Genomic DNA, 12,582 nt, shown 5'->3' on the forward strand with positions numbered 1-12,582 from the left:
CTACGCTCAGGCGTCGAGGACGGCCCGGCCCAGCGGGGTCAGCGTGTGCAGGACGGTGTTGCGGTCGCGCTGACTGACCAACAGCCCAGCGTTGCGCAGCACAGTGGTGTGCTGGCTGGCCGCGGCGGCGGAGATGCGCAACCGGCGGGCCATCTCGCCGGTCGTGCAGCCCTCGTCGGCGGCCTGGAGCACCCGGGAGCGGGTGCGGCCGAGCAGGGCGGCGAGCGCCTCGCCCTGCGGTGACGCGGCGGCGCCGGACGCGGGCGTCAGGCCGGCCAGCCGGTCGACCGGGTAGACCAGCACCGGGGGCAGGGTCGGGTCCACGAGCGCCACCGGGGTACGCGAGCAGAAGAACGACGGCACGAGCAGCAGCCCGCGGCCGTCCAGGTGCAGTTCCCGGGTGTCCGGGTAGTCGAGCACCTCCAGCACACCCGAGACCCAGCGCATGTTCGGCCGCAGGCTGGCCAGCAGCCCTTCGGCGCCGCCGTCGAGCATGGCCCGGGCGCGCCGGGCCCGGTCCGCCTCGACCGCCGCCTGCACCCGGGCCCAGTACGGCGTGACCGCCAGCGACTGGTAGCGGGCCATGGCCTCGGTGAGGTGGTGCAGCGTGTCCGGCTCGCCACGGGCGAGTGAGGTGGCCGACGACGGCAGCGTGGTCTCCCCGGCGAGCAGCCTCAGGTCGCGGCGCAGCATGTCCACAGGGGTGCCCCGGACCGCGTCCAGCCCGGCCTCGATGCCCTCCCGGCTGGCGGACGGGGTGAGGAAGTCGGGGAAGTAGCCACGCGGCGGGTTGAGCGCGAGCAGCAGACGGTACTGCTCGGCGTCGGTGTCGGTCCGCAGGCCGTGCGCCACTGTGCGCCGCCACGTGGTCATCATCGGGTCCCGGCTGCGCCCCTGAAGCAGGTGCAGGCTGAGGACCAGCTCCCAGAGCGGGTCCGCGGCCGGGGCGACCCGGGTCCGCAGAACGTCCTCGCCCGAGAAAATGATCTTCAACATGGGTTGCTGCTCCCGTGCGGACGGCGGGGGTGCCCGCCACACCTCGCACTGTACCCGCCGGTACTAATCTCCATCTTTAAGCGTCAGGTGAAAAGCCTCGACGCTGGACGGGCCGGTTCGGCAAACTCTCTGTTGCCCGCCGACGCCGGGGCGCAACGTCGACCCGGACGCCGGCTGACGGGCGTGGCCGGGTGGCACCACGAGGGTCTGCGACAGCAGTCGCAGGGGTGCCGCCCGGCCCTCGCTCATCCGATCCAGAGTGCCACCCGATGGTCCTCGTCGGTGACGTAGTAGCAGCGTCCCGCCAGCTCGGCCAGCCCCTCCACGTGATGGAACGGCGCCAGCTCCGCGACCACCTCCCCGGCCACCAGCGGGCCCCCGCCCGCGTCGTGCCGGAACCGCACGTGCCGGGAGGTCACCTCGCCGCCGTGCGGGTGGTCGTCCAGCAGCACCGAACCCTTGCCCAGCGCGTCGATCGACCCGGTCACCGCCGCGTAGCCGCCGTCGCCGGTCGGGGTGATCGCGCGGAAGCCCGCCAGCGCCCCGGGCGGCGTCACACCGGTCAGCGCGTACGCCCCGAGCCCCAGCAGGTCACCCGGCCGCTCCGGATCGTCGAACATCTCCGGTACGCCGGCCAGCTCGACGTAGACCGGCTCCCCGTCGGCGGTCACCGGGAAACGCAGGCCGAGCAGTGCCGTACCGGCCGGGGTGAACGCCGCCGCCTCGACGTTGACCGGCAGGTCGTCCGCGGCGAGCCGGCTCACCCAGCTCTTGGCGCGGGCGGTGCCCCGGGCCAGCGTCTCCACGATGAACCGCTCCCGGACCCGGTCGCCGGGCGGCAGCAGCGTCAGCGGGGCGGCGGCGAGCGCGTCGTTCACCGCCCGGTGCAGCCGGAAACGGTTGCGCACCACGTGCACCGGCAGCGGCTCGGCCACTGCGTCGTCCTCCCGGAACCGGGCCACGAACGCCCGCCGGGGCCGCAGCGGGCCGCCCTTGGAGCCGAAGTGCGAGCCGAAGACGTACACCCAGCCGTCGTGGTGGGCCAGCGCCTCACCGTCCTCGGTGCGGCCGTTCTCCCGCCCGGCGTCGGCGGCCACGTGATGCGCCTTCCAGTGGCCGTCGTCGCGTTCCAGCAGCAGCGCCAGGCACTGCTCCACCGGCCCCTCGTCCAGCACGGTCCAGAAGCCGCGGCGCGCACCGTGCGCCCGCAGCAGCGCGGCCGACCGCACCGGCAGGAGGTCACTCGCCTCGTTGCCGGCCACCAGGAACTCGACGAGTCGCAGGGTCACCGCGCCAGGGTACGGAGGCGGCGCTCGTAGAGTGTCCGGATGCCCGACCTCACCTCGTACACCGAACTGCACGCCGACGCCGTCGCGACGCTGAGCCGCTGGACGGCGACCAGCCCCGCCGCCGGCGCCGCCCGGGACCGGACCCTGGCGCTGCTGGCCGACGGGCCGGTGGCGATGAGCCGGGCGCACCGGGCCGGGCACGTCACGGCGAGCGCGCTGGTGCTCGACCCGGACGGCCGGGTGCTGCTCTGCCTGCACGGCAAGATCCGCAGGTGGGTGCAGCTCGGCGGGCACTGCGAGCCCGGCGACCGGACGCTCGTGGCCGCCGCGCTGCGCGAGGCCACCGAGGAGTCCGGCATCACCGGCCTGACCGTCGAGCCGGAGCCGATCGACGTGGACATCCACCAGGTCGCCTGCCAGGGCGGGTCGTTCCACTACGACGTCCGGTACGCCGTCCTGGCCCCGGCCGGGGCGGTCGAGCGGGTCAGCGCGGAGTCCGAGGCGCTCGGATGGTTCCGGCCGGACCGGCTGCCCGAACCGCTCGCCCACGCCACCGCCCAGCTCGTGCCGCCGGCGCTCGCGGTGCTGGCCCGCCACGCCGGCGGCTGAGCGGGGCGCCCTCACTCCGCGATCGGCGGAATCAGACCAGGCCCTCCTCGCCGCGCTCCTTCAGCTCGTCCACGATCTTCTTCACGTCCTGCGCGCGGTCGCGCGGGCAGACCAGCAGCGCGTCCGGGGTGTCCACGACGATCAGGTCGTGCACCCCGACGGTGGCCACGAGCCGGCCGGAGTGCGGCACCACCACGGTGCCGGTGGTGTCGTGCAGCAGCACGCCCGGCTTGGCGTCCCCGCCGAGCACCACGTTGCCGGCGCCGTCGGCGGGCAGCACCTCGCCGAGGGTGTGGAAGTCGCCCACGTCGTTCCAGCCGAAGTCGCCCGGCACCGTACCCACCCGGCCGGCCGTCGCCGCGCCCTCCATCACCGCGTAGTCGACCGAGATCCGGGGCAGCGTCGGCCAGATCCGGCCGAGCACGTCGTCCTGCTCCGGCGTGCCCCAGGCCGCCGCGATGGCGGTGATCCCGGCGTGCAGCTCCGGCTGCTGACGGGCCAGCTCGGACAGGAAGACGTCCACCCGCCAGACGAACATGCTGGCGTTCCAGAGGTGCCGGCCGGAGCGGACGTACACCTCGGCCACCTCGGCGGCCGGCTTCTCCTTGAACTCGCGTACCGGGCGCAGCGGGCCGTCCCCCACCGGCTCGCCGGTCTCCAGGTAGCCGTAGCCGGTCTCCGGGCGCGTCGGGGTGATGCCCACGGTCATCAGCAGCCCCTGCTCGGCGCCCCGGATGGCCTGCCGTACCACCTCGGCCAGCCGGGCCGGGTCGCCGATCAGATGGTCGGCGGCGAACGAGCCCATCACCGCGTCCGGGGTCCGGGCGGCGATCACCGCGGCGGCCAGCGCGATCGCGGCGCAGGAGTCCCGTGGCGACGGCTCGACCAGGATGTTCTCCTCCGGCAGACCGGCCAGCTGCCGAGCCACCGCCGCGGCGTGCGCGGCCCCGGTGACCACGAGCGTGCGCTCCGGAGTGGTCAGCGGCGACAACCGGTCGACAGTGGCCTGCAACAGCGAGGCGGGGGTGCCGGTCAGCGGGTGGAGGAATTTGGGGTGGCCGGCACGGGACAACGGCCACAACCTTGTGCCGCTGCCGCCCGCCGGGATGACGGCGTAGAACATCAGCACATCATGCCCGAAGCGGGCGAGCCGTCACTGTCGGTCGCCCGGGGCCGGCAGCCGGCGCTCAGGACCGCGCCCGTCGCCACGCCGCGATGTGGACCTCCGCGCTGGACTCCCAGGTGAACTCCTTGGCCCGGTCGAAGCCGGCCTTGGCCAGGGACAGCCGCCGCTGCTCGTCGTCCAGCAGGGCGCCGAGGTCGGTGGCGATCTGGTCCGGATCCTCGCTGGTGTAGGCCACCGCGTCGCCGCCCACCTCGGGCAGCGACAGTCGCGGCGTGGTCAGCACCGGGGCGGCGCACGCCATCGCCTCCAGGATCGGCAGGCCGAAGCCCTCGCCGTAGGACGGGTAGGCCGCCACCAGCGCGCCGCCGAGGAAGCCGGGCAGGTCGGCGTAGCGCAGGTAACCCGGGCGCAGCAGCCGCAGGTGCGACGGGACCTCGACCACCGCGCGGTCGATGTCGTCGTCGTGCCCCTGGCCGCCGGCCACCACCAGCGCGGGCGGGTTCGGCCGGTCGGCCACCGCCCGGGCCCAGCCGCGGATCAGGTTGGGTACGTTCTTGCGCGGCTCCTTGGCCCCGAGGAACGCGATGTAGCTGCTGTCGCCGAGACCCAGGCGGGCCCGGACGCGTGCCTTCTCCTCGTCGCCCGGCGCGTGGAACGCGTCCTGGTCGACGCCGTGGTAGGCGACGTCGATCCGGGTCGGGTCGGCGTCCAGCAGCCGGATCAGCTCGTCGCGGGTCGCCTTGCTCGGCACGATCACCCGGCTGGCCCGGCGCAGCGACGTCTTGATCGCGCTGCGGAAGAACGTCCGGCGCGACTTGTCGTAGTGCTCCGGCTCGGTGAAGAACGTCGCGTCGTGCACGGTGACCGTCACCGGACAACCAGCCCGCAGCGGGCAGGTGTAGAACGGCGAGTGCAGCACCTCGGCGCCGACCTGCTGGGCCAGCAGCGGCAGGCCGGTCTGCTCCCAGGCCAGCCGCGCCGGCCGGTGCGCCACCGCCGCCGGGGCGGGGATCACCTCCGCGCCGGGCAGCATCCGGGTGTAGCGCTCCAGGTCGGTGCGGAGGCTGACCACAGCCAGGTCGACGCTGGTGCCGCAGACCCGGCCCAGCGCGCCGAGCAGTCCGTCGACGTATCTACCGACGCCGCCACGGTCGGCGGGGACACTCGTGGCGTCGATGAGAACGCGGGGCGGGCGACCGGCGGTCACGGGGCGACTCCTCAGGTGGCGCAGTTGTGGGGAAGAACACTCTCGGCAAGCCTACGCCGGGCCCGGCGGAAGGCGCTGACCGCGACCCGACGGTACGCCGACTTGTCGTTGTCATCGAGTACGCACGCGGGGCGCGTATCGTTCGCGCCGATGGCCGACAACATTGCCCGGGTGTTCGCCGACGCGATCGCGCCGGACCCCACCCGACCGCTGCTGACCTGGTACGACGACGCCACCGGCGAGCGCACCGAACTGTCCGGGGCAACGCTCGCGAACTGGGTGGCGAAGACCGCCAACCTGCTCACCGACGAGGTGGGCGCCGCGCCCGGCGACGCGGCCGGGGTGCTGCTGCCGCCGCACTGGCAGACCGCCGCGGTGCTGCTCGGCTGCTGGTCGGCGAAGCTGACGGTGGCCGACGCGCCGGGCCCGGTGGAGGCGCTGTTCGTGGCCGTCGCCCGGGTGGACGAGGCGGCCGGGTGGCCGGCCGGCGAGCGGTACGCGCTCGCGCTCGACCCGTTCGCGCTGCCGATGCGGCAGGTGCCGGCGGGCTGCACCGACTTCGTCACGGCGGTACGCGGGCACGGCGACCACTTCACGCCGTACCCGCAAGGCGGTGAGGCGGACGCGACGCTGCTGGCCCGCGCGGCGGCCCGCGCCACGGAGCTGGGCCTGACGCAGGGCGACCGCCTCCTGGTGGACGTGACCGCCCACCCCGACCCGGTCGACTGGCTGCTCACCCCGCTCACCGCAGGAGCCAGCGTGGTCGCGTGCGCCCACCCCGACCCGGCCCGCCTTGAGGCGCGCTCCACAACCGAGAAGACCACGCACACCCTGCCCTGAGCCCGCCCCCGCCCCCCTCTCCCCCGTCGATCTTGCACTTTCGGCCCCTGGTACGGGGGATTCACCCCTTTCGCCGGGGCGGAAAGTGCAAGATCAGCGAGGGGCGACGGGGCTGATCAGCGAGGGGCGACGGGGCTGTCGGCGGTGGCGCGGCGCTGGGCCAGGGCGGCGAACGCCGTCAGGGACTCGGGGTTGGCCAGGGCGCCCTTGGCCGCCGCGCTGTCCACCGGGGTGCCCGTCAGGATCTTCTTGACCGGCACCTCCAGCTTCTTCGCGCTCAGCGTGCGGGGCACGGCCCGGACCTGGTGGATCTCGTCCGGCACGTGCCGCGGCGACAGGGCGGTACGCAGCTCCCGGCAGATCTTGCGCCGCATCTCGTCGTCCAGCTCCAGGCCCTCGGCGAGCACCACGAACAGCAGCAACTCGCCCGCGCCGCCCTCGTCGTCCTCCAGGTGCACGACCACCGAGTCGACCACCTCGTCCAGCCCCTCGACCACGGAGTAGAACTCGGCCGTGCCGAGGCGTACGCCGCCCCGGTTCAGGGTGGCGTCGGAGCGGCCGGTGATCACGCACCCGCCGCGTTCGTTCACGGTGATCCAGTCGCCGTGCCGCCACACCCCGGGATAGACCTCGAAGTACGCCTCCCGGTAGCGCGCGCCGTCCGGATCGTTCCAGAACCCGACCGGCATGCTCGGCATCGGCTCGGTGATCACCAGCTCGCCGAGCTGCCCGATCACGGCGTCGCCCTCGGCCGACCGGGCCTCCACCTTCGCGCCGAGCGCCCGGCACGCGATCTCGCCGGCATACACCGGCAGCAGCGGCACACCGCCGACGAAACCGGTGCACACGTCAGTGCCGCCGGACAGCGACTGGAGCTGGAGGCGGTCGCTCACGTTCTCGTACACCCAGGTGAAGCCCTCGGCCGGCAGCGGCGCACCGGTCGAACCGAGGCCGCGCACCGCGGACAGGTCGGCGATCTCGCGCGGCACCAGCCCGGCCTTGCGGCAGGCCAGCAGGAACGGCGCGGACGTGCCGAAGTAGGTGGTGCCGGTGTCGGCGGCCAGCCGCCACAGCGCGCCCAGGTCGGGGTGGCCCGGGTTTCCGTCGAACAGCACGATCGCCGCGCCCACCGCCGGGCCGGAGACCAGGAAGTTCCACATCATCCAGCCGGTCGTGGTGAACCAGAGGAACCGGTCGGACGGGCCCAGGTCGTGGTGCAGCGCCAGCATCTTGAGGTGTTCCAGCAGGATGCCACCGTGGCCGTGCACGATCGGCTTGGGCAGGCCGGTGGTGCCGGAGGAGTAGAGCACGTACAGCGGGTGGTCGAAGGCGACCGGGGTGAAGGCCAGCGGCTCGTCGGTCACCGCCGCCAGCTCCGCCCACGGCAGCGCGCCGTCGGGGGCCGGGCCGTCCGGATCGAGGTACGCGATGGCGACCGTGTGCCGCAGCGACGGCAGCGCGGCCCGGATCGCGGCCACCTCGGCGCGCCTGTCGACCGGCTTGTCGCCGTACCGGTAGCCGTCCACAGCGACCAGCACCGTGGGCTCGATCTGCTGCCAGCGGTCGGTGACGCTTCGGGTGCCGAACTCGGGCGCGCAGGAGGAGAAGATCGCGCCGAGGCTGGCGGTGGCGAGCAGCAGGACGTACGTCTCGGGGATGTTCGGCGCGTACGCGGCCACCCGGTCGCCCGGACCCACGCCGAGGCGCCGCAGCCCGGCGGCCACCCGGCGGACCCGCTCGCGCAGCTCGGCGGCGGTGAGCGTCTCCGGCGCGCGGGTCTGACCGTGCGCGATCACCGCCGGGTCGTCGTCGCCCAGCCCCGGCATGCGCAGCACGTTCTCGGCGTAGTTGAGCGTCGCGCCGGGGAACCAGCGGGTGCCCGGCATGGCCCGGTCGGAGAGGGTGGCGGTCGGCGGGGTGTGCGCGACGACGTCGAACCAGTCCCAGATCGAGCGCCAGAACGCGTCCAGGTCGGTCACCGACCACTGCCACAGCGCGTCGTAGTCGGCGAACTCGAGCCCGCGGTGTTCGGCCAGCCAGCGCAGGTAGTCACCGATCCGGGACCGCTCCCGCACGTCCGCCGGCGGCGTCCACAGCACGTCAGCCACTGTTCCACCCTCCCCTGGGCCCGCCACGCCGGTGTGCCGGAGCCGTGGCGCCATCTTGCCCTACCTCGTGCCGCCATTGTCCGCGCCGGGTGCGGCGTACGGGGCGTGCCCCGCCCACACCCCGCACCCCCACCCCATGTGGCCCGCGTGCAAGGAAGGGCCCCCTGTTAACGCCTCGTGCATGGGAAGGGCCCCCTGTTAACACCGCACTCCCCCCGCGGGGCTCGCCGCTGGCGGCGGGCGACGGCGTGGGCTCGGGTGTTAATAGGGGGCCCTTCCTCTACCGCAGGCGTTAACAGGGGGCCCTTCCTTACACCTCAGCCGGCGCGGTGGGCCTGGATGGCGCGGCGGCGGGCCAGGCGGTGCGCGCGACGGATCTCGGCCTCCCGGAAACGGCGCTCGTCCTCCGGCGTCTCGGGCAGCACCGGGCGGACCGGCCGGGGCGAGCCGCCCACGTCGACGCCCACGAAGACCAGGTACGCGGTGGCGACCCGCACCGGCTCCTCCTCGGCCGAGTCCCAGCGCTCGGCGACCACCTTCACTCCGACCTCCATCGAGGTCTGGCCGGTCCAGTTGATCTGTGCGTGGGCGTGCACGAGATCGCCCACCCGGACCGGCTCGGAGAAGACGATCTCGTCGATGGAGGCGGTCACCGCGGTGCCGCCGCTGTGCCGCGCAGCCGCCGCGCCGGCAACGTCGTCCACGAATTTCATGAGTACCCCACCGTGCACGGTCCCGTACAGATTGACATCGACCGCGGTCATGATGCGACTGAGCGTGACGCGGGAGTACGAGGTCGGCTTACCCGGCGGGACCGCGGGATGATCTGTCATGCCGAAAACGGTACGGTGCGCGGATGCGACATCTCTGGAGCTTCCTCGCCGGGTTGGCGGTGGCGCCCGTCACCTGGGTGCTCGTCACGCTCGGTCAGGACGGATCTGAGCGGACCGTCGACCGCTGGGTGGAGATCGGGACGTACAGCACGCCGAACCTGATCGAGCCGGCCGTCTATCTGGGCGTCGCCGGCATCCTGCTCGGCCTGCTCGGCACGTTGCGCTTCTCGCCGTTCGGCCCGCTGGCGGCCGGCCTGCTGCTCGCGGTCCCGTACCTCGGGCTGTTCGTCGCGCCGTTCAGCGTGCGGGACCGGGTGCCGGACGACCTGAAGCTGCTCGGTGACCCGCTGCCGCTGCGCGACCCGCTCGACAACGGCACGCTGTTCCTGATCGGCGTGCTGTTGCTGATGGCCGTGTTCAGCACGAGCCGCTGGCGGCGTCCCGCCACGCCCCCGACTGCCGAGGCGGAGCTGACCCCGGCCGTCACACAGGTGGAGCACAAGCCGACGCTCACCGACTGGCCCCCGGCGCCGGCGAAGGACCCGGACACGCCGCCGCTCACGCTGGCGTACCCCGAGGCCCCCACCGAACCGCTGCCCCGCCGCACCGGCGGCGAGTCGCCGTGGTCCGCGCCTCCGCGCGGCGCCGGCCGGCCGGAGGGCACCGAGAGCCGTTGACGAGCGCGGGCGGGCCGGTACGCGACCGGCCCGCCCGCCCGAACGTCCTGCGGTCAGCCCTTGAGCAGCTGACGCGCCATGACGATGCGCTGCACCTGGTTGGTGCCCTCGTAGATCTGGGTGATCTTGGCGTCCCGCATCATCCGCTCGACCGGGTAGTCGCGGGTGTAGCCGTAGCCGCCGAGCAGCTGGACCGCGTCCGTGGTGATCTCCATGGCGGCGTCCGACGCGAAGCACTTCGCGGCCGCGCCGAAGTAGGTCAGGTCCGCGTCGCCGCGCTCGGACTTGCCGGCGGCCGCGTACGTGAGCTGCCGCGCCGCCTCCAGCTTCATGCCCATGTCGGCGAGCATGAACTGGATGCCCTGGAAGTCGGCGACCGGCTTGCCGAACTGCTTGCGCTCCTGGACGTAGCCCTTGGCGTAGTCCAGCGCGCCCTGCGCGATGCCGACCGCCTGCGCGGCGATGGTGACCCGGGTGTGGTCCAGCGTCTTCATCGCGGTGGCGAAGCCGGTTCCCTCGGCACCGATCATGCGGTCGGCCGGGATCCGGACGTTGTCGAAGTAGACCTCGCGGGTGGGCGAGCCCTTGATGCCGAGCTTCTTCTCCGGCGCGCCGAAGCTGACGCCCGGGTCGGACTTCTCGACCACGAACGCGGAGATGCCCTTCGACCGGGCTGTGGGATCGGTCACGGCGAACACGGTGTAGTACTCGGACACGCCCGCGTTGGTGATCCACCGCTTGACGCCGTTGAGCACCCAGTGGTCTCCGTCACGTACCGCCTTGGTGGTCATCGAGGCGGCGTCGCTGCCCGCCTCCGGCTCGGAGAGGCAGTAGGAGAACATGCCCTCCCCGGCCGCGACCGGGGTGAGGTACTTGCGCTTCAGTTCCTCGGAGCCGGCCAGCAGCAGCGGCATGGTGCCCAGCTTGTTCACCGCCGGGATCAGCGAGGACGACGCGCAGGCCCGGGCCACCTCCTCGATCACGATGGCCGTGGCCAGCGCATCAGCGCCGGCGCCGCCGTACTCGACCGGGATGTGCGGGGCGTGGAAGTCGGCCGCGCGCAGAGCCTCGTAGGACGCCTTGGGGAACTCACCTGTCTCGTCCGCCTCGGCGGCGTGCGGAGCCACCTTGGCCGCACAGACCTCACGGACCGCCTCCCGGATCGCCTCGTGCTCCTCCGGCAACCGGTAGACGTCGAACGACTGCTCTGCGGCCATGTCGGCCCTCCCCTTTCACCGCTATCATGCGCAGTCTGTGCCGCCCGGAGGCCGACGACTGCCGCAAACTGAAGGATAGCCACCGGCCCCGGCCGAACCTTACCGGCGGGTAGGCTCGCGCCCGAGCCTCGCCCGCCCGACCCCATTACCCTCACAGCAGACATCCAGTTCCCTCGGTGCCCGGCTCGGCGCCCCAGCAGAATGCGACGCGTGGAAGCGCCGCCAGTGCGAGCGGAGAAGACAGGCGTGACGATTCCGTACCCGAACACCCAGCCGATGCCCGCCATCGCCGCGGTGACCCCGCCGTCCGGCGCCGCCCGCCCGCGGGTGACGTTCCTCGGCACCGGCTACCTCGGTGCGACCTACGCCATCTGCTACGCGGAGCTGGGCTACGAGGTGCTCGGCTTCGACGTCGACGCGGACAAGATCGCCAAGCTGAACGCGGGCGAGGTGCCGATCCACGAGCCGGGCCTCGACGAGCTGCTGCGGCGCAACCTGGCCGCCGGGCGGCTGCGGTTCAGCACCGACATCCAGGAGACCGCCGACTTCGGCGACGTCCACTTCATCTGCGTCGGCACCCCGCAGCGGGCCGACGGGATGGGCGCCGACCTGTCGTACGTCGAGGCGTCCGTGACCAGCCTCGCCCAGCACCTGACCCGCAAGGCGCTGATCGTCGGCAAGTCCACCGTGCCGGTGGGCACCGCCGAGTGGGTGGAGCAGCTCGTCGGCAAGCACACCCCGGCCGACCTCGGCGTCGAGGTGGCGTGGAGCCCCGAGTTCCTCCAGGAGGGCTTCGCCGTCGACGACGTGCTGCGTCCGAACCGGATCGTGGTCGGCGTCAAGAGCGAGTGGGCCAACGGCATGCTCTTCGCCGCCCACAAAGGCGTCTTCGACCTCGCCGCCACCGAGGACCGCGAGGTGCCGCTGGTGGTCACCGACTTCGCCACCGCCGAGCTGGTCAAGGTCGCCGCGAACGCGTTCCTCGCCACCAAGATCTCCTTCATCAACGCGATGGCCGAGGTCTGCGAGGCGGCCGGCGGCGACGTCACCCAGCTCGCCCGCTCGATCGGCTACGACCCGCGCATCGGCAACCGCTTCCTCCAGGCCGGGCTCGGCTTCGGCGGCGCCTGCCTGCCCAAGGACATCCGCGCCTTCCAGGCGCGCGCGCAGGAGCTGGGCGCCGGTGAGGCACTGCGCTTCCTGCACGAGGTCGACCTGATCAACCAGCGCCGCCGCAGCCGCGTGGTGCAGCTCGCCGCCGAACTGCTCGGCCGCCGCTCCGGCCCGGCCGGGCCGGACCTGTCCGGCACCCGGGTCGCGGTGCTCGGCGCCACGTTCAAACCCAACACCGATGACGTACGCGACGCGCCGGCACTCGCGGTCGCCTCGCTGCTCGGCAAGGCCGGCGCCGACGTGCACGTGTTCGACCCGCAGGGGATCGAGAACGCGCGCCGGGCGGTGCCCGAGCTGACGTACGAGGAGACCATGAACGACGCCGTCCGCGGCGCCGACCTGGTCTGCGTGCTCACCGAGTGGGCCGAGTTCCGCAACGCCGACCCGGTCGCCCTGGGCGAGCTGGCGAACGGCCGCAAGGTGGTCGACGGGCGCAACTGCCTCGACTCGACACTGTGGACGCAGGCCGGCTGGGAGTACCGCGGCATGGGCCGCCCCTGACCCGCT

General features: G+C 73.2%; 11 protein-coding genes. 4 read left to right on the forward strand and 7 right to left on the reverse strand.

Translation table 11 applies throughout. The features are described 5' to 3' along the window. Positions 1-6 precede the first annotated feature (6 nt). Positions 7-996 carry a helix-turn-helix transcriptional regulator gene (locus tag Q3W68_RS03570; RefSeq protein WP_302904072.1) on the reverse strand — a complete coding sequence of 330 codons (990 nt, stop codon included), beginning with the start codon at positions 994-996 and terminating at the stop codon, positions 7-9. A gap of 245 nt (positions 997-1,241) precedes the next feature. Further along, positions 1,242-2,285, reverse strand: coding sequence for a hypothetical protein (locus Q3W68_RS03575; RefSeq protein ID WP_302904073.1), 1,044 nt, complete (start codon positions 2,283-2,285; stop codon positions 1,242-1,244). A gap of 39 nt (positions 2,286-2,324) precedes the next feature. Between Q3W68_RS03575 and Q3W68_RS03580 the strand changes: the two genes are divergently transcribed. Further along, positions 2,325-2,894, forward strand: a complete 570-nt coding sequence (locus Q3W68_RS03580) for an NUDIX hydrolase (RefSeq protein ID WP_302904074.1) — start codon at positions 2,325-2,327, stop codon at positions 2,892-2,894. A gap of 31 nt (positions 2,895-2,925) precedes the next feature. On the opposite strand, the gene Q3W68_RS03585 is transcribed toward Q3W68_RS03580, so the two are convergent. Together Q3W68_RS03585 and Q3W68_RS03590 are read right to left on the reverse strand one after the other, a co-directional pair. Continuing rightward, a complete protein-coding gene (locus Q3W68_RS03585) occupies positions 2,926-4,017 on the reverse strand; it encodes a mannose-1-phosphate guanylyltransferase (protein ID WP_302904075.1) in 1,092 nt (363 codons plus the stop codon). A 64-nt stretch (positions 4,018-4,081) separates the two neighbouring features. Further along, entirely contained in the window at positions 4,082-5,227 is a 1,146-nt protein-coding gene (locus tag Q3W68_RS03590; RefSeq protein ID WP_302904076.1) for a glycosyltransferase family 1 protein, read from the reverse strand. 150 nt (positions 5,228-5,377) lie between these two features. On the opposite strand from Q3W68_RS03590, the gene Q3W68_RS03595 reads away from it, so the two are divergent. After that, positions 5,378-6,067, forward strand: a complete 690-nt coding sequence (locus Q3W68_RS03595; protein WP_302904077.1) for a TIGR03089 family protein — start codon at positions 5,378-5,380, stop codon at positions 6,065-6,067. A 116-nt stretch (positions 6,068-6,183) separates the two neighbouring features. Here Q3W68_RS03595 and Q3W68_RS03600 read toward each other — a convergent pair whose 3' ends face one another. Both Q3W68_RS03600 and Q3W68_RS03605 read right to left on the reverse strand, forming a co-directional pair. Continuing rightward, on the reverse strand, positions 6,184-8,175 hold the full coding sequence (locus Q3W68_RS03600) for an acetoacetate--CoA ligase (RefSeq protein WP_302904078.1): 1,992 nt from the start codon (positions 8,173-8,175) through the stop codon (positions 6,184-6,186). A 317-nt stretch (positions 8,176-8,492) separates the two neighbouring features. Beyond that, complete coding sequence (locus tag Q3W68_RS03605) at positions 8,493-9,008, reverse strand: acyl-CoA thioesterase (RefSeq protein WP_302904079.1); 516 nt, start codon at positions 9,006-9,008, stop codon at positions 8,493-8,495. Positions 9,009-9,031: 23 nt separating this feature from the next. Between Q3W68_RS03605 and Q3W68_RS03610 the strand changes: the two genes are divergently transcribed. After that, positions 9,032-9,685: a hypothetical protein gene (locus Q3W68_RS03610; RefSeq protein ID WP_302904080.1), complete on the forward strand. Its 654-nt coding sequence runs from the start codon at positions 9,032-9,034 to the stop codon at positions 9,683-9,685. Between the two features lie 53 nt (positions 9,686-9,738). Here Q3W68_RS03610 and Q3W68_RS03615 read toward each other — a convergent pair whose 3' ends face one another. Then, complete coding sequence (locus Q3W68_RS03615; protein ID WP_128138570.1) at positions 9,739-10,902, reverse strand: acyl-CoA dehydrogenase family protein; 1,164 nt, start codon at positions 10,900-10,902, stop codon at positions 9,739-9,741. A 246-nt stretch (positions 10,903-11,148) separates the two neighbouring features. On the opposite strand from Q3W68_RS03615, the gene Q3W68_RS03620 reads away from it, so the two are divergent. Further along, positions 11,149-12,576 (forward strand): UDP-glucose/GDP-mannose dehydrogenase family protein, encoded by a 1,428-nt coding sequence (locus Q3W68_RS03620; protein ID WP_120571563.1) that lies wholly within the window; start codon positions 11,149-11,151, stop codon positions 12,574-12,576. The last annotated feature ends 6 nt before the right edge of the window (positions 12,577-12,582 follow it).

This window comes from Micromonospora sp. C28ISP2-4 (assembly GCF_030519385.1).
GTDB classification, from domain to species: domain Bacteria; phylum Actinomycetota; class Actinomycetes; order Mycobacteriales; family Micromonosporaceae; genus Micromonospora; species Micromonospora tulbaghiae.